Origin of the sequence: Pseudanabaena yagii GIHE-NHR1 (genome assembly GCF_012863495.1) — a bacterium.
Classification (GTDB): Bacteria; Cyanobacteriota; Cyanobacteriia; order Pseudanabaenales; family Pseudanabaenaceae; genus Pseudanabaena; species Pseudanabaena yagii.
On record NZ_JAAVJL010000004.1, the window covers coordinates 128,652 to 149,217 of the forward strand.

A 20,566-nucleotide genomic window follows, 5' to 3' on the forward strand; every position below is an offset into this window, starting at 1 on the left:
GTTGTCTGAGCGAAGTCGATGCGAGATAACTTTGGTGGGACATTTTTTATCCGCAAGAACCTAAGTAGATAGTGTCTATAGCTAAATGTGTGACTATCCTGTAATTTTTGGGTTGATTTTAGGAGAGTTCAACCGAGGTTTTCCTGTCTATTTCACAATAGAGATCAGCCAATCTTAATCATCTACTTTGTATTTGTAGATATTTATAGAATACCCACATATGATCTGAATTTAAAAGCTACAGGTACTTTTCAAGAGTATTCTTGAAATCATCATAGTTTTTTACACCAATCATCGTTTCGACTAATTCCCCCTGTTTAAAAAATAACACAGCAGGAATACTTTTCAGACCGAATTGTTTTGCCAAGGGCTTATTGGCATCAATATCAATTTTCATTACTTTAGCGCGATCGCTATAGACTTCTGCCAATTGATCAATAAAAGGGGCAATCACCTTACAAGGTCCACACCAAGTAGCAGTGCAGTCTACGACGAGTAGATCTGTACTTTCACGAAGTAGTTCAAATTCAGATTGGTCTTGAATAAAATTAGCTGCACTCATGTTGTTTTAGATATTTAGGTGATATGATGATCAATGGGGGGTTTCAAATAAGTACGTAACCCATTTAAAACTATTAACTACTAATAAAATTTGTGGGGGCAAGGATGCTATTCAAAAAGTCTGAGCAGATTTTATATTGGTTAAGAATCTCTGTATTAAGTTATATAGATTTCTGCACCAATTTTTATAAAAATCTCAACAATCAGCAATTTCAAAGTAAAATAAATTTATTGGTGACTGAGTTGTGATAGCCATGACAGAAAGCAATTCTGAAAATCTTTCTGTTTGGGAAAGACTAGAACGGGGTAGACGAGCTAAAGCTGCATCAGGGGGGTATGCAGGTTACGGTTCTCCTGCTTTTGGTCAGCGATCGCTAGATGGCGAACTGGTGGAAGATCCCGAAGAAGTTCAAGTTGTAGAACTAATTCGTCGTCACCACAAGTCTGGTAAATCTTTGCAGAAAATCGCCGATTGGCTTAACCAGCAAGGATATAGTACTAAGCGCGGACAAAAATGGAAACGCATTTCTGTGAAGCGTGTACTAGATCGTCTCTATGGGAAAACGCCAAGAATTTCGGAAGTTACACAAACAACTGACACCTCTACTGATTAATTAGAACGATTTTTCATTTACAGATGCCGATGCTTATAGGGAGAAGCAAAACAGCTTAAAGTCCCGCAGGCATAGCCACTCAACTCATTTTCTGTTGCTGTGAATGAAGCTGTAAATGAAAGAAAAACAGCTATATTTAGCCCTCGATATTCAGGTTAACCATTATAAATATGTAAATCATGCGAAGTAATGGTTTTACTTAATGCAAATGTAACATCTGTCGTATACTACACCTAAATACGGTCAAAATCAATATTATTTTTAAGTTTTACGCTTTAAAGTGTAACATTTGTGGCGCAACCTGATGCGCACACTTACTACATCAATTGTTTCTATCCATTCCATTGCGCGTAATTTGACTATGCAATTCGACAATCCTCTTGATTGGATTCCTGATTTAACGAGTGTTATCGAGTATTCTCCTTTGATCGTTACACCAGCAACACCTCTGTTGGAAGCGATCGCCATGATTAGTCAGGCGCACTATCCTAGCTGTTTGTTAAATAAACTGGATCGTGTAGATACTACCACAGATATAGATAATGAGAATTTATTAGACTCGGCAAATGAATCACCACAACTTGAAGTCAGAAATAGCTGTGTATTAGTAAAGCAAGATCAAGAACTGGTGGGGATTTTAACAGCACGCGATGTAGTACGCATCACTGCCCAAGAAGTTGATTTTCGCCAAGCCAAGGTTTCTGACTTCATGACATCGCCTATTATCACAATGCCACAGCGATCAATTGAAGATATCTTTGCAGCTTTATTTCTATTCCGACGTTATCAAATTCGCCACTTGCCATTGGTTGATGAAGAAGGAGAACTCATCGGTGTCATCTCCCATGAAAGTATTCGCCATATCTTACGTCCTGCCAATCTCCTACGATTTCGCCGTGTGGCTGATGTTATGACCACACAGGTAATTCATGCCCCTCTAGATACTCCGATTCTCTATCTAGCACAGTTAATGTCAGATAACCGTGTTAGCTGTGTGGTAATTACGGAAACTGATCAAAATGACAATATGCGTCCTGTGGGAATTGTGACTGAGCGAGATATTGTGCAGTTCCATGCTTTTCAAGTTGATCTGGCAACAACAGAGGCTCAAACTGTGATGAGTACACCACTCTTTTTGCTTAGCCCTGAAGATTCGCTATGGACAGCCCATGAAGAGATGAAAAGATTGCGGGTTGGACGTATGGTGGTTTCATGGAATTGGGGGCAAGGATTAGGAATTATCACGCAAACTAGCTTGTTACGCATCTTCGATCCAATGGAAATGTATGGCGTAATTGAGAATATGCAACAAACTATTCAACAGATTAATCCCGAACCATCGAAAGTTAAGGCGGACAATCTACAAAGAGCTTCGTCATCTTCGTCTCCTCAAGAATTAGAGAGACAGACAGATAGCCCCAATTCCATCCTCCTCAATATCTATACAACAATTAAGTATTTAATTGATAACTTAGATTTATCCAAAGAAGAAAGGCGTTCCTATCTCCAATCAGCGCTAGATCATCTTCAGACCTTGATATAGATCAGCAGATCTATATCAAGGTAAGTTTTGCTTAGGACATAAAACCCAAATAAGTGAAGGCGGCACGAAGTGCCGCCTTCACTTATTTGGGTTTTAATTTGTCCTAGCTATCTCTTACATTGCTATACAATCACATCATTAGCTTGAAAAATAATGCGGTCAAGCCAATCATGAGGCATAAATGGGGTAGGTTACTAAGTAGCGATCGCTTGGTAATTCGTAATAGAGGATAGGGGCTAAAAGCTAACACAGAGAATTCGGGTAGTTGTGGATCAAATAATCGGGCGATCGCATGGGTGACATAAGTTGGCAAATTTTAAAAGTCCAAAAGTAAAAGCCTTGTAACAAGGCTTTTACTTTTGGACTTTGAGAGAGGGTTTGCTACGCAAACCCTCTCTCAAAGTCCGTTTCAAATTATCCCAAACTAACGTTAACTACCTATTTACATGACAACACAGAAATGGAATAAATCTCCCTCTGTTGCAATTTTCTCAACTTTGGATATGCAATCATCTAAATCTTCGAGCAACTCTTCGGAGAGATGCTCTTTTCCTTGCTCCAAAAGGCTGGCAAGCTCAGACTCATTACTCGCCACATATTCGCGCAAAGCCCTCAGCATTGGCAAAGCTTCTGAGGGATTAAACCACGATGCTCTATCTATCAATGCTTCTTCATCAGGAAATTCCTCATCCTCATCTTCGGACATATTCAAATCAAAATCCGTCCAGTCGAGAAATGTGGAAAGCTTTGGTAATCCCAAGCGATCGCATATAGGATCAAGTTTCTCCACAGCATAAAACAGTGCCGAGTGATCCCAGTCATCACCTTCCGTTGTTTTGTTCTTACTTAAGACCCAGATTGTCGTTCCCATTAATCCGCTCCTGTGAAAAAAAATAGCCAACTGCTTAGCAGATGGCACATTAACTATTTATTGAATTATTGACACGATTCTTCAAATCAGTGATAGAGGCTAACCAATCTTCATAGTCTTCAGTTTCCTGCCATAATTCGTTTAATTCAGAGTTATCGCTGAGAATACACGCAATTGCTAAATTAGCTTTCTGAACTAGATCGGTTGATGGCTGAATTTTGTTATTTTCTACCCACTGATCAAGCCTCTCGGAATAGGCGCTCCGCTTACCCCAATTGCCTTGCAATCTTGCAATGACTTCGATCGCTGCGATCGCTTCAGTAGCTTCTGAGGATTCCACCCCTTCTTCACCAGAGTTAAGCACTACATCAAGGGCAGCTTCTACTAACGAGAGGTCATTTACTTTTTCCAGTTCATACGTCCAATCACAAGCATCATCATTACCAAATGCATCAACAGCCCAAGTTCCCATAAATTTCAACTCATCGTTTGTAAAAATATGCAGCAATTTTCGAGAGCTTGCTTAAAGTCAGATAAAGGAATATCCAAAGTTTGTTCGGTTTCAGCAAACTCATTCCAGATCGTTACTCTTTTAGAAGTGATTTTAAGCCCATAGGCATTGCCTATGCCTTCTAATTCAGTGCGATCGCCTATTTCAATTTCTTGGATTGTTTCCAAAAGATCTGTACAGACTCCGATAACACCTTGCACTTCCGTCTCAAAGTATTGACCGAGCAGAAAATATTGCACGTCAGTATCAGCCTTGAAGTAGCCTTCCGCATCTCTATAAAACTGAATATTAATCATCGGCGATAGATGGGATAAGCGGTGGTAATTGTATTTGTCGTTTTGTTGTAGTAACCCTCGATTTTGAGTCCACTTGGAGAAGTGCCTTGCCAAGGTTCCTTAGTTTTATTTGCCGATGCAAAGGCTCCCTGAATTTCTGCCAAAACCTGTGCCTGAGACCAGCGATCGGGGAAAAAGCTAGAACTAGACAATTTGCTGACCCATTTACCCGTATTCAGATCGCGAATCTCAACTCTACCTGTATAAACACCCTGCGTATTCGGCATACCTGTGAGCTTGACCATTCTCGCATTAGCAGTATCCTTACCATTAGGTCGGTGGTGATAGCCCACTGCTAATCCCTTACGATTGATCTCCCCTTCAAAAATGTGCTTTTGATTAATTGTGAGTGGCTTCGCAACTGGGGCTTTGGCAATGGTCGTATTTGAAGGCTGGACGATCACTGCCGCAGGCTTAGTTGGTAGCTCAGCAACTTGAGGACTGAGGAAACCTGCACTAAATATTGCCCCTAGTGATGCAAAGCCAACAGCTAATTTAGAGATCACGGGATTTGCCATAGTTTTGAAGCTACTCTAAAAAATTGGGTGAAAAATTGAGATAATCAAGGGCGCAATTTATTTAGGTTTTATGATAAGTCATAGAACCTTAACCATTCAATACAAATCCAATATAAATAAGGAAAATTTTAAACTGTGGCGATCGCTAAGCAATACAGCATATTACACCGAATCAATCCCGTCCCATAATTCTGCGATCGGCTTAGTTCTGCCATTCATCACGTCATCCTAACCACGCCGAAAACTTTCTATCGCAGCTTCAAGTTCTTCTGAGTTGGGTTAGCTTTTTATTCAATTGGTTTATGCAGATTGCAATCATTACCTTAGCATTTTGATACTGCTAATATTGTATCGACTATTTATCAGTAATCTGAGCGGCGAAATGCTCTTGGAGGAGACGATGGATAAAGCGATAGCGTCCACCAACGCGCTGTAATAGCATCCGTTCGGTGCTGTAGTTAAGAAATTGTGCGTAGTTCCAAGGGATAGAGCCATTGCGATAGAGGAGACAGCGCAAGATAAAGTGTTTTAGGGCTTCGACTCCACTCCAATGAAATCCCATAAATATAGCAAGATCTATTCCTACAATTAAGTTGGATAGAATACTCGCTTGTTTGCCACTAACTTGCAAGATAAAAAACATTCCAAAACTACTAATTGGAATTGTAAACAATGTAATCCATATAGAATTCTGCAAAGATGCGAAGATTCCTTGATTTGGATGTTTTCTCGACACAAAATCAGCTTTTAGCCCATCAATCAAGCCACCAATCAGCCCAACCAGCCCGAGAAACAGTCCCAAAACCAGTCCCCAACTCTGCCCTGAAATCTTTACAGTCAGCCCAACAATCAGTCCTGAAATCAGCCCTTTAATCAGCGATTGAAAAAATTCCCTAATCTTTGCAGGCGCTAAAGAAAATTCAAAAGTCTCCACAGGTTCTATTCGCTTTTGTGTCAGCCCAAAAAGCAGCCCTAAAATTAGCCCTAAAATTAGCCCGAAAAGCAGTCCAAAAAGCAGCCCGAAAATTAGCCCGAAAAGCAGTCCAACAAGCACCCCAACAATCCAGTTATAAATTTTTTGCTGTGTACGATTCTCTAAATTTGACGATTGCAAGCCCTCAATGAGAAACTCATCTTTTGACTCCTGTTGTAGCTGCTGGGCAAGCCAACTCAGCCAATGTCTGGTTTGTGCAGAGGTAGGCATTGGTTTGGCTTTGTAATACTGATTTTCGATATCTCGCGCCAACATTTGCCGCACATAAGCCGACAGCAAATAGGTTTTACGCTCATTCGTAGTTGCTAACTGTTCCCATTCAGTAATTGATATTTTCTGTCTTGCTAATAAAGTGATACTTAAAAAGAGCGGCGTTCTCAAAATCTCTAATAAATCAGCATCCTGTTGTAATTTTTGCCATAGATCGGGTTGAGAAATGACCTGAAAATATTCCGCCAACTGCTCATCGCTCAATGGTTGTAAATAAATCGCCGCATTCAGTTGAAAATTGGCGCTATAGCTGTCATATTCCTCACTGCGACTGCATATCACCAAATACCTCGGACGATGTTCGCTCTGCATCCATTGATTTATGGCAAGCACACATGGCTCCTGACGGTGCGGCTCCAACTCATCTAAACTATCCAACATCGGTAACAGTCGCTTACGCTTGAGTAAATTTTGAGCAACTTCTATCGCAACTCCATACTTACTTTTTGCCTCAGCTACCACCCAATCCGCAATGCTCTGATCATCATCCTTCCAAGATGACAGATTAAACAAAATGGGAATCGGTTGCTTGACATCACTTTCGGCAATCTCTAGCAAATCATTCGCCAATTCCAAATAGGTAGTTGTTTTCCCCGCCCCCGGCTTACCCAAAATCAACAATCGCCCTGCCACCTCCTCTCTTTGAAAGACATTGAGAATGCTTGTTCCATTTTCTATTTGTTCAATTACCCGCATTCCAATTTTTACCGATACGCCCCAAGTTCGCACCCGATCCAACTGCATCTCCTTATCTAAAGTAATCGCCACTTCACGATGCAACGAATGTTTCAGCCGCGACCTAACTTCCGTTTTCACCTCCCCTAATAAAAAAGTTTCCGCCTCATCCCTACCCGCTACTTTCTCAGGTTGAGCCAATCCTGCGAGATTAAGAATATATTTGACAAAAGTATTATGATCGCCAATCGCCAGATTTTCCCCAGATTGACCGATAGGAGAATTCGTTAACTCAGCCTTATCAATTTCAATTCCCTGCTCCGATTCCTGCGGCTGTTCTTTTGACATAAAGTTAGGATTGGGAATTTAACAAAATCATCATCTGCTGTAGGGGCGGGTTTAGTCGATAATTTGACTATATGCCGTAAAGTTATCAGTAAAACCCGCCCCTACTCTTATATGGTATTTAATTTGCGAGCCTTAAGCCCAGAAAGTACTTACCGCCACACCCAACCAGCTCGCCAACTTCGTGACCACAGGTTCTAATTTTTGCCATAAGCCTTGTCCTGCGCTGACCGCTTCATCCACATCCTTAATTACCTTCGTAGCTCTTTGCAGATCCTGCTTTACAAGTTCTTTATCAGGTTCCTTTTCATGTACTTCATCCTTACCCGAAGCAACATGGCGCAATACTTTTTCTTTCTGCTTTTCCGACAAATCTGACTCACGGATAATCGCCGCAAAGCGATCGATTAGTCCCAACACCTCATCCACCGTCAATCCTGAATTTGCTTCACTCTGGACAATTTGCTGACTAATCTGAAGATCTCCTCCTGCTTGAGCGATCGGCGAGTTCGTAAATGTACCGCCACCAATGCTAATTGATTGGGTCGCCTTATCTTTAGAGTCTTTGTCTTTTTTAAACATCACTCACACCGCAAATTCACTCATCAAGATTGTATCTTAACCTACTAAAATACACAATAATTTCATCTATGAGTCGATCACCTTGAAATTCTTGAAATTAATATTTGAGGCGATCGCTTACTATAAAATAATTGTTGAGAACCAAAAGTGAAAACTATGGGACTAGATCGAATTGTCATTAAACCAGATGTATGCCTCGGACAACCTACCGTCAGAGGACTGAGGATTACTGTAGCCTTTGTTCTCAAACTTTTAGCCAGCAATCTATCTGTTCCAGAAATTTTAGAAGCCTATCCTGAACTAGAGCTTGAAGACATCAGACAAGTCCTAAACTATGCAGCTTGGGCTGTCTCAGATCAAACTCATGGTGTTCTAGCGTGAAGAATATCCGATTACTTGCAGATGTTCATATCTCACCCAAAACAGTTGAAGACTTACAAAAACAATGCTATGAAATTATGCGTAGCTCAGATGTATTGCCTGCCAACGCCCCAGATATCAATATCTTAGAATTTGCCAGAACTGAAAACTGGGTTGTACTCACTCAAGATTTAGACTTTTCAATGCTAGTCGCACTTAGTCGATACAGCCAGCCTAGCTTGATCACATTACGCCTTTCGTCTGCCAAACCAGACATTGTGACTCAAAAACTTTTAGATATATTGCCTCAGATAGAAGAAGCGCTTCAAGAAGGTTCCGCAATTACAATCCAAGATGAGAGTATTCGCATCCGTAAATTACCTGTGAGATAGAGCCTAAAATCACATTGAAATTGATTTTGAGGTGATCGCTTATAGATGATGTATATACAGTCTGTGGTTCAATGAGTAATAACCATCACCTATAGGAATATTTTTAATCGTGGCGATCGCAAACCAATACGGCTATTACACCAAAGATTATCGGGAATTTGTGATTACAAATCCGCGCACCCCGCGCCCTTGGTTTAACTATATGTGGAATAGCCAGTATGCAGGGCTAATTTCTCATACAGGTGGCGGCTTTAGCTTTTTGGAATCGCCACGGGATAATCGTATCAGTCGAATGCGCTATAACTGTCTGCCTTGGGATCGCCCCGGACGTTATGTGATGGTTAAAGATAGCGCTACGGGGAAATATTGGTCACTGAGTTGGGCACCAACGATTGATTTGAACTATGACTTTTATGAATGTCGTCACGGTCAAGGCTACACGAAGATCACTACGGAGATTAATGGAATTCGTGGGGAAATTACTTACTTCGTGCCAACAGATACGAATGCGGAAGTTTGGCGCGTAAAGTTAACGGAACTTTCAGGACAAGCAAGGGATTTAGAGATTTATTCATTCTTGGAATTGTTGATGGGCAATGCTCTCAATGATCAGATCAATCAACCTAATGATAAGCATTTCACTGATATTCATTTTGATCAAGATTTGCAAGCTTTGGTAGCTACCCGCCGCTATTGGGTATTGAACAAGGGAGTTTCCGTTAAGCAACCAAATATTGATTGGAAGTATCAGATTTATTTCTCGCAAAGTTTGCCAATCTCTGGCTTTGATAGCAGTCTAGATACCTTTATCGGCAGATGGCGATCGGAAGCCAATCCTGTTGCAGTGGAAACAGGGGTGATGCAGAATACGGAAATTACTGCGGGTGATCCTGTGGTGGCTTTGCAGTCGAAGATTAAGTTGGAAGCGAATGGAACTGTTGATTTTGCGGTGACTTTGGAGATTGCGCCAAAAGATACCCCCCTAGCCCCCCTTGTAAAGGGGGGGGGAATCATTGAAATAGTTGATACCTATTTCAATGATTTAAGACAAAAATGGGATGCTCATTTGTCCTGTGTGCAGGTACAAACACCCGATGAAGCATTTAACGCGATGATCAATGTCTGGAATCAGTATCAGGCGGCTGTTACCTTTGATATGGCGCGAAATTCGGGCTATTATCACGGCGGATTGCTGTTTGGTACGGGAATGCGCGATCGCTTCCAAGATATTCTCGGCGTAGTCATGGTCGATCCTGCGCGAGTCAGAGAAAGACTGATTAAAGCGCTAAACTTCCAATTTAAGGATGGTTCCACTTTACATAATTATTTTGTCCTAACCAATACAGGCGAACGTACTAACCATTCCGATACGCCTTTATGGATTCCTTTTGGGATTGTGGAATATCTCAAGGAAACTGGTGATTTTTCGATTTTAGAAGAAGTTGTTCCCTATCACGATGAGACTTCAGGCACAGTCTATGAGCATTTGGTGAGAGCGCTAGACTTTGCGATCGCCAATACAGGCGAAAGAGGAATGCCGCGCATTTTCACAGGTGATTGGAATGATACCCTCGATCATGTCGGCGCACAGGGTAAAGGCGAAACCACTTGGGGCGCATTTTTCTTAGGCTATGTGCTGAAAAAATCTCTGCCAGTCTGCGAACAACAAGGCGATCGCGCCGCATTAGATCGATTCCAGAAATTCTATGAACATCTGCGCCAAGTGACTAATGATGTCTGTTGGGATGGCGAATGGTATTTACGCGCCTTCCGTGACAATGGTGAACCCATCGGTGTATCGAGTGCAACTCAGGGCAAAATCTTCCTCAATGCTCAATCATGGGCGGTGATTTCGGAACTTGCACCCAGCGATCGCGCCGATAAAGCAATGGCTAGTAGTCGTGAATATTTAGCGACACCTTTCGGAATGCAAATCGTCGCGCCATCTTTTACGGAAATTGATGACACCGTCGGTCTAATCAGTCGTTGCGTCCCTGGCAAGAAAGAAAATGGCGCAGTGTTTAACCATGCCTCCTCATGGTTTGTATTAGCTTCCCTTCTTAATGGTGATACGGAGTTTGGTTGGGAAATCTATCGCCGCATGATGCCAATTAATTCCTCACAGGCAACTGAAGCGAAATGCGATCGCTTTGAAACCGAGCCATACGTCTATCCTGAATATGTTACCAGTCCCGATCATGAAACCCAAGGTCAGGCAAGTCATTCATGGCTCACAGGTACAGCCGTATGGATGCTCCGCATTGGCATTGATTACATCCTAGGATTCCAGCCCACATTTACAGGAATGATCATCGATCCCAAAATTCCGAGCGAGTGGTCTGGATTTACGTCTAAGCGCCAGTTTCGCGGTAAGACTCTCTCACTAACGGTGACTAATCATAGTGCTGTTAAACAGGTGTTAGTCAATGGTCAGATTGTGGAAGGGAAGTTTATTGACCCTGCGAAGTACGAAGGAGAGGTGATAGAGATCGTAGTAAATCTCTAAGCTTTCTCAATAATTTGGCGATCGCTCAAAATCAAATTTTAAGTGATCGCTTATTCAAGCTCTTCTAAAACTGGAGCGATCAATTGATCGCTCCAGTTTTCTATCCTTTATATTTCTTGATTAGTAGTCTACTTAAGTGGTTTGGAGATCGCTACCGCACAAGCCTTTAATTCTGGCTGCTTCGAGTCAGGACAGGCTTCGGGATGGGTAAGGGCATTAGCTTCGGCATTGTCTGCCCAGAGCGTCCCCCAGTGCATGGGGACGAATAACACACCTCGCGCGATCGCCTCTGTCACTAGTGCAGGAAATTTAGAAGAACCACGACGCGATTTGACTTCGACGAGATCGCCATTATGAATACCGAATTTCGCTGCATCCTTCGGATGGATTTCGATAAAGGGATTGGGATACATTTGTCGAATCTTATCGATGCGTCCTGTGCGGGTTTGAGTATGCCAATGTCCGTATAGTCTACCAGTGGTGAGAATGAATGGATATTGCTCATCGGGAACTTCAAAGACACCTTGGGAATGATAGCTACCAAATCTGGCTCTGCGATCGCTAGTATGAAATTGGCGATCAGTATAGAGACGCTTATTGTGCTTGCGATCTGGTTCAGGGGTATGGTCAGGATTCGGCCATTGGATTACGCCAAGTTCAGAGAGCTTGGCATGGCTAATGCCTGTGATATCGCAGGGGCGATCGCGAGTGATCTGGGCAAATTCCGCATAGACCTCGGCAGAATTTTGGAATGGGAATTTATCTGTAAAACCTAGCCTTCGTCCGACTTCTGCAAATATTTCCCAGTCTGCACGGGACTCACCGAGGGGGGGCTGAAAAGATTGACAGAGAGTGATACAGCGTTCGGAATTGGTCATCGTACCAGTCTTCTCACTCCATTGGGTGGCAGGGAGGAGAATATGGGCAAAGGCAGAGGTTTCCGTAGGGTAATAGGCATCTTGGTAGACGGTGAAAGGCGATCGCCTTAAAGCCGCTTTGGTTCGCACTAGATCAGGAAAACTAACAGCAGGATTTGTCGCCGCAATCCAGAGGAAATCTACTTCATTAGCTTCTAAACCACGAATCATATCCCATGCTGTGCGTCCAACTTGAGGCGAAATCTTTCCAGAGGGCAACTGCCAAAATGCTTCTAGTTCGGCACGATGTTCAGGATTAACAACGGAGCGATAGCCGGGGAGTAAATGGGCTAAACCGCCTGCTTCTCTTCCCCCCATCGCATTGGGTTGACCCGTTAGTGAAAAGGGACCTGCGCCTTCTTTCCCAATCTGAGCAGTTAATAAATGCAGATTGATAATACATTGGACTTTAGCAGTACCTTGAGTGGATTGATTGACACCCATTGACCAAATGGATAGAACTCGCTGCGATTCTGCCCAATATTTGGCGGCAAGTTCCAAATCTTCGATGCTAATCCCACAGCGACGCGAGACAAATTCGGGAGTATAAAGTTGAGTGATTTCTGCGAATTCGGCAAAACCTGTAGTGTGATTGTCGATAAATTGGCGATCGCATTTATCCCAAAGTAATAGCAAATGAGCGATGCCATTTAATAAATCAATATCTGTCCCTGGTTGGATCGCTAGATGCAGGTCGGCGACTTCGGCGGTTTGAGTACAGCGCGGATCAACGACAATTAACTTGACATGGGGATTCTTTTTATGATGGCGACGAAAGCGATTGAAGATAATTGGATGGCATTCGGCGGTATTTGTGCCGATCGCAAATAAACAATCCGTTAAGTCCAAATCCTCGTAGCAGCAAGGAGGTCCATCGGAACCAAAACTTTTGACATAGCCCGAAACTGCGGAAGACATACAGAGTCTGGAGTTGGCATCAAAATTATTAGTTCCTAAACAGCCTTTAAATAATTTTTGGGCAATGTAATAGTCTTCAGTCTGGAATTGTCCTGAACCATACATACAGAGAGCATCTGCGCCTTTGGTTGCTAGCACTTGCTGAATCTGATCAGTAATCGCATCAAGAGCTTCATCCCAACTGACTTGGCGAAATTCTTGATCAAGGCGATCGCGCATCATTGGGTGCAGCAGTCGATCCTTTTGGATGGATTCGGCGATCGTTGCGCCCTTGACGCAGACCATACCTTGACTAGAAGGATGACTGCGATCGCCTCGAACTTTAAAGCGATCGGGAAATTTGAGCGTTGGTTCCTTGCCAGTCTCCACGACTTCTAAACCGCAGCCGACACCACAATAGGGACAGAGGGTTTTGGCGATTTGTGGTGTGGCATTGGCATTAGAAGGAGTAGTTGCAGACATAGAATGATCTTGAGCTATTGACGAACAGCTACTTTTTTGGTGGCGAAACCTTTAACGGGATCAAAGTAACTAGTTTCAGTAAATCGTGAATATGGCATGGATTGCAATGCTGCGATCGGATCATTGGGATCAAATACAGAGCCATCGGCTAAAGCAATTGGTGAGCGATCCTCGTCGGCGATCGCTATTTCTAATTCCTTGGCAGCCTGTTGATAGACATTGGTTGCTAGCAAGTTATAGATTACTTCCGCATAGTTTTCTGGGAAATTGACCAAGCCCCAACGCGCCATTTGCGTTAACACCCAGAGATGCTCTTTACGAGATGGCATATTGCCCACACCAAACTGGCAGAAGTCCTGATCATACTTTGCTTCCATCGTACTGACCCGATAAGGCCCTGCAAATCCGGGGCGGATATAGGTCGGATCAAGATTGAGATACTGGGGTTTTGCTAAAGTGAGTACCACTTCATCACGATTTTCCAATGGTTCACAGAACTGAGATGCTTCTAGTAATGCCTTGACTACAGCAAGATGGGTATTGGGATATTGCTCCGCCCAATCCTTGCGTAGTCCTAATACTTTTTCAGGATGTCCACGCCAGATATCGAGGTCAGTCGCCACGACAAAGCCGACGTTATCATTCACTGCCCGTACGTTCCAAGGTTCGCCTACGCAGTAACCAATGATATTGTTTGCCATCAGGTTAGAAACCATCTGCGGTGGTGGAATCACAATTACATCCACATCTTTATCTGGTTCCATACCACCACTAGCTAACCAATGCCTTAGCAATAGATTGTGCATAGATGCGTGATGTACCATGCCCATCGCAGGGTTATAGGCCTCATCTTGGAATTTATCAATATAAGCTTTTAAAGAAGCAAGATCATGTACCCCTTCGTTTTGGAGTCTCTTACTGAGGGTAATGGCATTACCATTCCGACTCATAGTTAAGGATGTCACGACTGGTACAGGAATTTGATTACCCATACCAAGAGTAATTGCGAGGGGCATTCCTGTTACCATTTGGGCGGCATCAAGGCGACCTTCACGAATTCCTTCCGCAAGATCATTCCAGCTATTTTCTTTAGAAAGAGTGACATCTAAACCATATTTGGCAAATAGTCCTTTCTCTTGGGCGATCGCAAAGGGGGCGCAGTCAGTGAGAGGAATGTAGCCAATGGTGAGATTTGTTTTCTCGATATTGCCAAGACTGATCGCCGCATTGCTCTTGTTCTTAGCACGTTCAATTTTGATTTGTTTCTGACGATCGAGAAAGCTAACAACTTCACCTCTGAGACGGTAATAGTTGGGATGATTGACGGCTTCTAGTTTTTTGCGGGGATGGGGCAGATCAACGGTGAGGACTTGACCAATTTTCGCTTCGGGTCCATTAGTCATCATCACAATGCGATCGCTCAGTAGCAAAGCTTCATCAACATCATGGGTAATCATTACTGCTGAGATTTTATGCTCGTCGCAAATCTGCATTAATTTTTCTTGTAATCGCCCTCTTGTTAAGGCATCCAATGCGCCAAAAGGTTCATCTAATAGCAGAATTTTCGGCTTAATTGACAATGCACGGGCAATACCCACCCTTTGCTTCATCCCACCCGAAATTTCTCTAGGATACTTATCCGCAGCATGGCTCAAGCCCACTAAGTCAATATTTTCTTGAATAATGCGGTGGCGTTCCTCTTTAGGTAAATCCCTTAGTACCCGATTTACCGCCAAGCCAATATTCTGACGTACCGTTAGCCAAGGCAACAGTGAATGGTTTTGGAATACCAACATGCGATCGGGCCCTGGTTCACGCACTTCACGCCCTTCTAGGACAATGCCCCCTTCACTAGCTCGATCTAGTCCCGAAAGGATATTCAGCACTGTCGATTTACCACAGCCTGAATGTCCAATGATTGAGACAAATTCACCTTCCTTCATCTCAAAGTAAACATCTTTGACCGCAACATAGGGTTGCCCTTTGTTGGTTTTAAAAACACGACTAACGTGATCGATTTCTAAGAATTTTGACATGGTGATTGGTGATTGGTAATTATTGGCTTTTGGCTGTTGGCTTTTGGCTGTTAGCTGTTAGCTTTTTGGATAAGATATTTTTTGGTGATTTGTCTTGTTCTTTTTAGTATTTAAAATTCATTAAGTTGAGCTAACAGCTAATAGCTAACAGCTAACGACTATTCCGCCTCATCAGCTAAGGCAAAGCGACTATAGAGAAATTCAAGGATGTAGTTGCGAAGGCTGTAATAGCGAGGATCATCGGCGAGCGCTTTGCGATCACGAGGACGCGCAAATGGCACATCGATGATTTCGGCAATATGGGCGGCGGGACCATTGCTCATCATCACAATGCGATCAGCAAGGAAGAGGGCTTCATCGATTTCATGGGTGATCATCAGTGCTGTAACCCGATTTTTGCGCCAAATTGCTAATAGTTCTTCCTGCAATTCTTCGCGGGTCATTACGTCTAACGCACCAAAGGGTTCATCGAGGATCAATACTTCAGGACGAATGGATAATGCACGGGCGATGGAAACACGCTGACGCATACCGCCAGAAAGCTCCTTGGGCTTTTTGTGCATTGCTTCGCTCAAGCCGACTAATTCGAGCATATCCTTAGCAATTTTGATCTTTTCTTCCTTAGATTTCTCTTTATAAACCTGCTTAACCGCAAGATAGACATTCTCAAAAGCAGTCATCCAAGGTAGGAGCGAGTAGTTTTGGAACACCACCATGCGATCGGGACCTGGACGAACGATTGGCTTCGATCGCAAACAGATTTCGCCTGAGGTTGGTTTATTAAAACCAGCCACCATGTTTAAAAGTGTCGATTTACCGCAGCCAGAGTGACCGATGACACAGATAAACTCGCCTTCATAGACTGTCAAATTAACATCTTCGAGAACAGTATAAGGACCTCTAGGTGTGGGATAGACCTTAGAAACTCCATCCATGACTAGAAATGGATCTCTATTTATTTGCTGATTATTATCTGTAAGATCAAGAGTCTGCATAGGAGAAGGTTAAGGGAAAGAGTTGAGTTGGGGAGGGTGATTAGCTCTTGGCTCTTAGCTTTTGGCTTTTAGCTTTGATTTGTATTGCGAAGAAGCATGATTAACTTTGAAGATTTGTCTTTTAAGCTAAGAGCTAACCGCTAATAGCTAATCGCCAATAGCTAAAAAACTAAGCATCTGACTGAGCAACTAATTTGCTGACGTAGTAAACGACTTTATCGAGCAGGAAGCCTACTAAACCGATGTAAACCAGAGCTAAAATCAGTTCGCTACTCTTTTGGCTGTTGTAGCTATCCCAGATAAAGAAGCCAATGCCGACACCACCAGTCAACATTTCCGCTGCCACGATCGCTAGCCACGACAGACCAACGGCAATCCGTAAACCTGTGAAAATATAAGGAGCTGCCGAGGGCATCAGAATCGTGATGAAGTAGTCAAACTTGCTTAGGCGCAAAACGCGCGACACGTTGCGATAGTCTTGGGGAACCTGTTGTACGCCAACGGCGGTATTCATTAAGATCGGCCAGATCGAAGTAACGAAAATTACGAATAATGCGGCGGCTTCGGTAACATCTAGACCAACAGATTTCAGTGATTCGTTGACACCTTGGAAGGCGGACATCGCGATCGGTAGCCATGCAAGGGGAGGGATTGTCCGCAAAACTTGGAAGATGGGGTCAAAGGCGCGATAGAGAAATACGTTTGTACCGATCGCAATGCCAAAGGAAATGCCAATAATCGCGGAAGCGGTATAGCCGATCGCCACACGGCGCAAACTGACCATGGTTTTTACACCTAAGCCTTGCTCAATGGTGAGCTTTTCCTTCAGCGCTTGACGTGCAGGGCTATCGGTCTTTTCGGATGCACTAACATCAAAATAGTTGCGGTCAAAGAAAGGATTCCAAATATATTCTTGAGTTTCTTGCCAAACTTTGCTTGGGGGTGGTAGGGGTGGTGTCTTACCTGAGCAAAGTATTTGCCAAGTTCCTAAAATAAGTATCAATGCAATTATAGGTGGAATGACAAAACGCGCCTGTTTCTGAAACCATTCGCCTATGTTATTAACTGAAAATCGTGCCTTTAAGCTTCCTGCCGCCATTTTTTATATCTCCTATTTGCTTTAGAAAAGATGATAACAAGGGGCTTAAGCCCCTTGTTCGAGAATTAGATTCAGTTAATAATTAAGCCTTCTTAATCTTCAATCCTTTGAGGTATTCACTGGGATTCTCTGGGTCGAATTTGACTCCATCAAAGAAAGTTTCGATGCCGCGAGAAGTACTCTTAGGAATATCAGCTTCTTTACCAATCATCTTCGCCGCTTCTTTCCAGAGATCCTCACGATTGACCTTGTCAACCAACTTCTTCGCATCGGTGTCAGCATCAAAATAGCCCCAACGCATATCCTCAGTTACAAACCAAAGATCGTGACTCTTGAATGGATAAGAAGCTGCATCTTTCCAGAACTTCATCGCAAGATCGGGATTGTCTAGGGTTCTACCATCGCCGTAGTCAACCTTACCTTGCAGTCTTCCTAAAATTTCGGCAGGTGGAACCTTCAGCCACTTATCAGCACCGATGATCTTACACATCTCTTCTTTATTTTCAGCTTGTTCACACCAAACTTGAGCTTCGAGAACTGCTGCGAGCAAAGCCTTAGTAGCTTTAGGATTCTTTTCAACCCAGTCAGCACGCATTGTAAATGCTTTCTCAGGATGATCCTTCCAAAATTCGCCTGTGATAAAAGCGGTATAGCCAGAGTTTTGTGCGACTAGACGAGCATTCCAAGGTTCACCCACACAGAAAGCCTGCATATTGCCAGCCTTCATATTCGCAACCATTTGTGGTGGTGGTACTACGATCGTGCTTACGTCTTTGTCTGGATCAATTCCATTGGCTGCCAACCAATAACGCATCCAAAGATCGTGATTACCTCCAGGGAAGGTTACGGCACACTTGATCTCTTTCCCGCCAGACTTGATCTTGGTGAAACTGTCTTTGAGCGAATCACTCTTAAGAGCAATTTTGAGTTCTTTAAAGTCATTAGCGATCGACATTGCTTGACCGTTAGTATTCAGCCTTGCCAAGATAAACATGGGCACTTTTTTGCCGTTGGTGATTTTGCCTTCAGTTAACAGATAAGGCATTGGAGACAAAATATGTGCGCCATCAATACCACCAGCATCAGAGCCAAGGGCAATGTTGTCGCGAGTGGTTCCCCAAGAAGCCTGTTTGAGAACTTCGACATCCTTCATGCCATATTTTGCAAATAGCCCTTTCTCCTTGGCAATAATCAAAGGTGCAGCATCGGTAAGAGCGATAAAGCCAAGTTTTGCCTTAGTGACTTCAGGGGCATCAGCAGCACTAACTTTTGCTTCAGGGGACTTGCTGGCGGCAGTGGTAGCCTTAGTAGTATCGGTTTTCGGTGCTTCGCCGCCGCCTGTACAGGCATTTAAAGCGATCGCGCTAACAGTAGAAAGCCCTGCGGTGGTTAAAAACTTACGACGAGAGAATGTACTCATGAATTTCCTTTAATAAATGATTAATGATTGAGGTTTGAGAATCTAATTTGAGGATTTTTAGCCAACTGCGACTAATTCTGCTGAAGGTTCAGCGATCGCCTGTTGTTTCGGGACTGCACCAAAGTGTTCGACTAAAAGTTTGCCGACAACTTCGCGCAAATCCTCACAGGGGATTTTTTCCATAACGCATTTGCCGAGATGGGCATCTTTGCCGACCGTGCCACCCATATAAATGTCAACACCATCGACAACCTTGCCATTCTTGCGAGTTTTACAGCCTGTAAAGCCAATATCGGCAACCTGTGGCTGAGCGCAAGAATTCGGACAACCACTCCAATGAATCCGCACAACTTGAGGAAGATGGTAATCTTCGCTCAGTTGCTTGGTGAGTGCGAGGGAACGGTTTTTGGTTTCCACGATCGCCACAGGACAGAACTGATTACCTGTGCAGGAAACTAAACCACGCATGAGGTTGTCAGGATTGGCAGGGAATTTCTGAAGTAGGGGTTCTTGCAATAGTGCAGGTACTTGCTCATCACTGACATTGGTAATCAGTAAATTTTGCTCAACCGTAAGGCGAATATCGCCATTACCGTAGGTATCCGCAAGTCTTGCAAACTCATACATATCAGGGGCATACATCCGTCCCACAGGAATTTGTAACCCTACATAATTCAATTCTGCTTGCTTTTGAGGATGAACACCAATGTGATCGCGCTTTTCCCATACAATTTCATCCTTGGCGGCGGCGGTTGCTAATGGTTTACCGAGTTGCTTCTCAACTTCAGCACGGAATTTTTCAATTCCCCATTCATCAATTAAAAACATTAATCGCGATTTAGCACGGTTCTCGCGGAGTCCATGATCGCGATAAACAATTAGTAACGCTTCACATAGGTCAACGACATCTTCAGGGGGAACCCATGCATTCAAAGGAATTGCAGCTTCCACACGCTTAGCAGAGAAAAATCCACCAACAAGGATGTTAAACCCTAAGGTTTCTTTAGATTCTTCTTTAAAGGCAGGTATAAAGGCTAAATCATTGATTTCGGCATGGGTGGAGTTATCGCGACAACCTGCGATCGCAATATTAAATTTACGAGGTAAGTTGGTAAAAGCAGGATTTCCTTCGCCATTATTAGTGAGTAAATTCTGAACTTGCATCGCTAGTTCACGAGTATCGTAAAGCTCATCGGCATCAATACCTGCCACAGGTGAGCCTGTAATATTTCGCACGTTATCGATCGCCGATTGCACACTAGTCAAACCGACAGAACGAAACTTTGCGAACATTTCAGGCACATCTTCGATGAGAATGCCACGCATTTGAATATTCTGACGAGTGGTAATATCGGCAACGCCATGCTCACCACACTTCTCAACTACTGAGGCGAGAACACGCATCTGAGCGCTATTGAGCAAACCATTGGGAATTCGCATCCGTACCATGAAACGTCCGGGGGTACTTTTACGAAAGAAGATGCCGAGCCACTTTAAACGATGTTGCAAGTCGTCGTCGTCGATCGCTTCCCAACCTATTGCGGCGAAGCGATCGATTTCGGCTTTAAGGGCAAGACCATCTTTGGCTGCTTTCAGGTCTTCAATTTTGTTTGCCATGTTACTTATCCTTGGCTCATGCTGG

20 protein-coding genes are annotated in these 20,566 nt (G+C 43.4%); 6 read left to right on the plus strand and 14 right to left on the minus strand.

Features of this window, described 5'->3' with window-relative positions; all coding sequences use genetic code 11:
- Positions 1–238: 238 nt before the first annotated feature.
- Positions 239–562, minus strand: a complete 324-nt coding sequence (trxA, locus tag HC246_RS23005; RefSeq protein WP_169365750.1) for a thioredoxin — start codon at positions 560–562, stop codon at positions 239–241.
- Between the two features lie 253 nt (positions 563–815).
- Between trxA and HC246_RS23010 the strand changes: the two genes are divergently transcribed.
- Together HC246_RS23010 and HC246_RS23015 are read left to right on the plus strand one after the other, a co-directional pair.
- Positions 816–1,175, plus strand: a complete 360-nt coding sequence (locus HC246_RS23010; RefSeq protein WP_169365751.1) for a recombinase family protein — start codon at positions 816–818, stop codon at positions 1,173–1,175.
- Between the two features lie 361 nt (positions 1,176–1,536).
- Complete coding sequence (locus tag HC246_RS23015) at positions 1,537–2,718, plus strand: CBS domain-containing protein (RefSeq protein WP_169365941.1); 1,182 nt, start codon at positions 1,537–1,539, stop codon at positions 2,716–2,718.
- A 130-nt stretch (positions 2,719–2,848) separates the two neighbouring features.
- On the opposite strand, the gene HC246_RS23020 is transcribed toward HC246_RS23015, so the two are convergent.
- The 5 genes from HC246_RS23020 to HC246_RS23040 form a co-directional block, all read right to left on the minus strand.
- Positions 2,849–3,031 carry a hypothetical protein gene (locus HC246_RS23020; RefSeq protein ID WP_169365654.1) on the minus strand — a complete coding sequence of 61 codons (183 nt, stop codon included), beginning with the start codon at positions 3,029–3,031 and terminating at the stop codon, positions 2,849–2,851.
- Positions 3,032–3,160: 129 nt separating this feature from the next.
- Complete coding sequence (locus HC246_RS23025) at positions 3,161–3,589, minus strand: hypothetical protein (RefSeq protein WP_169365752.1); 429 nt, start codon at positions 3,587–3,589, stop codon at positions 3,161–3,163.
- Between the two features lie 49 nt (positions 3,590–3,638).
- On the minus strand, positions 3,639–4,061 hold the full coding sequence (locus tag HC246_RS23030; RefSeq protein ID WP_169365753.1) for a DUF4259 domain-containing protein: 423 nt from the start codon (positions 4,059–4,061) through the stop codon (positions 3,639–3,641).
- 5 nt (positions 4,062–4,066) lie between these two features.
- Entirely contained in the window at positions 4,067–4,396 is a 330-nt protein-coding gene (locus HC246_RS23035; protein ID WP_169365754.1) for a YacL family protein, read from the minus strand.
- The gene (locus tag HC246_RS23040; RefSeq protein WP_169365755.1) at positions 4,393–4,953 is read right to left on the minus strand and encodes an EndoU domain-containing protein; all 561 of its coding nucleotides are present in this window, start codon (positions 4,951–4,953) and stop codon (positions 4,393–4,395) included. Before HC246_RS23040 ends, HC246_RS23035 begins: the two co-directional genes overlap by 4 nt.
- 70 nt (positions 4,954–5,023) lie before the next feature.
- Between HC246_RS23040 and HC246_RS23045 the strand changes: the two genes are divergently transcribed.
- Positions 5,024–5,185: a hypothetical protein gene (locus HC246_RS23045; protein WP_169365756.1), complete on the plus strand. Its 162-nt coding sequence runs from the start codon at positions 5,024–5,026 to the stop codon at positions 5,183–5,185.
- 123 nt (positions 5,186–5,308) lie between these two features.
- On the opposite strand, the gene HC246_RS23050 is transcribed toward HC246_RS23045, so the two are convergent.
- Positions 5,309–7,240, minus strand: a complete 1,932-nt coding sequence (locus HC246_RS23050) for an NACHT domain-containing protein (protein ID WP_169365757.1) — start codon at positions 7,238–7,240, stop codon at positions 5,309–5,311.
- 132 nt (positions 7,241–7,372) lie between these two features.
- Positions 7,373–7,819 carry a hypothetical protein gene (locus tag HC246_RS23055; protein ID WP_169365758.1) on the minus strand — a complete coding sequence of 149 codons (447 nt, stop codon included), beginning with the start codon at positions 7,817–7,819 and terminating at the stop codon, positions 7,373–7,375.
- Positions 7,820–7,975: 156 nt separating this feature from the next.
- On the opposite strand from HC246_RS23055, the gene HC246_RS23060 reads away from it, so the two are divergent.
- The 3 genes from HC246_RS23060 (at position 7,976) to HC246_RS26785 (ending at position 11,077) form a co-directional block, all read left to right on the plus strand.
- Positions 7,976–8,200, plus strand: coding sequence for a DUF433 domain-containing protein (locus HC246_RS23060; protein ID WP_169365759.1), 225 nt, complete (start codon positions 7,976–7,978; stop codon positions 8,198–8,200).
- Entirely contained in the window at positions 8,197–8,571 is a 375-nt protein-coding gene (locus tag HC246_RS23065) for a DUF5615 family PIN-like protein (protein ID WP_169365760.1), read from the plus strand. The genes HC246_RS23060 and HC246_RS23065 overlap by 4 nt, the downstream gene beginning before the upstream one ends.
- Before the next feature lie 109 nt (positions 8,572–8,680).
- Complete coding sequence (locus tag HC246_RS26785; RefSeq protein WP_169365761.1) at positions 8,681–11,077, plus strand: GH36-type glycosyl hydrolase domain-containing protein; 2,397 nt, start codon at positions 8,681–8,683, stop codon at positions 11,075–11,077.
- Between the two features lie 128 nt (positions 11,078–11,205).
- On the opposite strand, the gene HC246_RS23075 is transcribed toward HC246_RS26785, so the two are convergent.
- The 6 genes from HC246_RS23075 to HC246_RS23100 form a co-directional block, all read right to left on the minus strand.
- On the minus strand, positions 11,206–13,374 hold the full coding sequence (locus HC246_RS23075; protein WP_169365762.1) for a molybdopterin oxidoreductase family protein: 2,169 nt from the start codon (positions 13,372–13,374) through the stop codon (positions 11,206–11,208).
- A 14-nt stretch (positions 13,375–13,388) separates the two neighbouring features.
- On the minus strand, positions 13,389–15,410 hold the full coding sequence (locus tag HC246_RS23080) for an ABC transporter ATP-binding/substrate-binding protein (RefSeq protein WP_169365763.1): 2,022 nt from the start codon (positions 15,408–15,410) through the stop codon (positions 13,389–13,391).
- Positions 15,411–15,568: 158 nt separating this feature from the next.
- Positions 15,569–16,405, minus strand: coding sequence for an ABC transporter ATP-binding protein (locus HC246_RS23085; RefSeq protein WP_169365764.1), 837 nt, complete (start codon positions 16,403–16,405; stop codon positions 15,569–15,571).
- A 169-nt stretch (positions 16,406–16,574) separates the two neighbouring features.
- Positions 16,575–17,504 (minus strand): nitrate ABC transporter permease, encoded by a 930-nt coding sequence (ntrB, locus tag HC246_RS23090; RefSeq protein ID WP_169365765.1) that lies wholly within the window; start codon positions 17,502–17,504, stop codon positions 16,575–16,577.
- 82 nt (positions 17,505–17,586) lie between these two features.
- On the minus strand, positions 17,587–18,924 hold the full coding sequence (locus HC246_RS23095) for a CmpA/NrtA family ABC transporter substrate-binding protein (protein WP_169365766.1): 1,338 nt from the start codon (positions 18,922–18,924) through the stop codon (positions 17,587–17,589).
- A gap of 57 nt (positions 18,925–18,981) precedes the next feature.
- A complete protein-coding gene (locus HC246_RS23100; RefSeq protein ID WP_169365767.1) occupies positions 18,982–20,541 on the minus strand; it encodes a ferredoxin--nitrite reductase in 1,560 nt (519 codons plus the stop codon).
- Between the last annotated feature and the right edge of the window lie 25 nt (positions 20,542–20,566).

Excerpts from the sequence above, each read along its gene's own strand:
- HC246_RS23025 (WP_169365752.1), bottom strand. The coding sequence starts at position 3,589 with ATGGGAACGACAATCTGGGTCTTAAGTAAGAACAAAACAACGGAAGGT.
- HC246_RS23015 (WP_169365941.1), top strand. The coding sequence starts at position 1,537 with ATGCAATTCGACAATCCTCTTGATTGGATTCCTGATTTAACGAGTGTT.
- HC246_RS23030 (WP_169365753.1), bottom strand. The coding sequence starts at position 4,061 with ATGGGAACTTGGGCTGTTGATGCATTTGGTAATGATGATGCTTGTGAT.
- HC246_RS23010 (WP_169365751.1), top strand. The coding sequence starts at position 816 with ATGACAGAAAGCAATTCTGAAAATCTTTCTGTTTGGGAAAGACTAGAA.
- HC246_RS23100 (WP_169365767.1), bottom strand. The coding sequence starts at position 20,541 with ATGGCAAACAAAATTGAAGACCTGAAAGCAGCCAAAGATGGTCTTGCC.
- HC246_RS23060 (WP_169365759.1), top strand. The coding sequence starts at position 7,976 with ATGGGACTAGATCGAATTGTCATTAAACCAGATGTATGCCTCGGACAA.
- HC246_RS23080 (WP_169365763.1), bottom strand. The coding sequence starts at position 15,410 with ATGTCAAAATTCTTAGAAATCGATCACGTTAGTCGTGTTTTTAAAACC.
- ntrB (WP_169365765.1), bottom strand. The coding sequence starts at position 17,504 with ATGGCGGCAGGAAGCTTAAAGGCACGATTTTCAGTTAATAACATAGGC.
- HC246_RS23095 (WP_169365766.1), bottom strand. The coding sequence starts at position 18,924 with ATGAGTACATTCTCTCGTCGTAAGTTTTTAACCACCGCAGGGCTTTCT.
- HC246_RS23075 (WP_169365762.1), bottom strand. The coding sequence starts at position 13,374 with ATGTCTGCAACTACTCCTTCTAATGCCAATGCCACACCACAAATCGCC.
- HC246_RS23045 (WP_169365756.1), top strand. The coding sequence starts at position 5,024 with ATGATAAGTCATAGAACCTTAACCATTCAATACAAATCCAATATAAAT.
- HC246_RS23085 (WP_169365764.1), bottom strand. The coding sequence starts at position 16,405 with ATGCAGACTCTTGATCTTACAGATAATAATCAGCAAATAAATAGAGAT.
- trxA (WP_169365750.1), bottom strand. The coding sequence starts at position 562 with ATGAGTGCAGCTAATTTTATTCAAGACCAATCTGAATTTGAACTACTT.
- HC246_RS23050 (WP_169365757.1), bottom strand. The coding sequence starts at position 7,240 with ATGTCAAAAGAACAGCCGCAGGAATCGGAGCAGGGAATTGAAATTGAT.
- HC246_RS23035 (WP_169365754.1), bottom strand. The coding sequence starts at position 4,396 with ATGATTAATATTCAGTTTTATAGAGATGCGGAAGGCTACTTCAAGGCT.
- HC246_RS23055 (WP_169365758.1), bottom strand. The coding sequence starts at position 7,819 with ATGTTTAAAAAAGACAAAGACTCTAAAGATAAGGCGACCCAATCAATT.
- HC246_RS23040 (WP_169365755.1), bottom strand. The coding sequence starts at position 4,953 with ATGGCAAATCCCGTGATCTCTAAATTAGCTGTTGGCTTTGCATCACTA.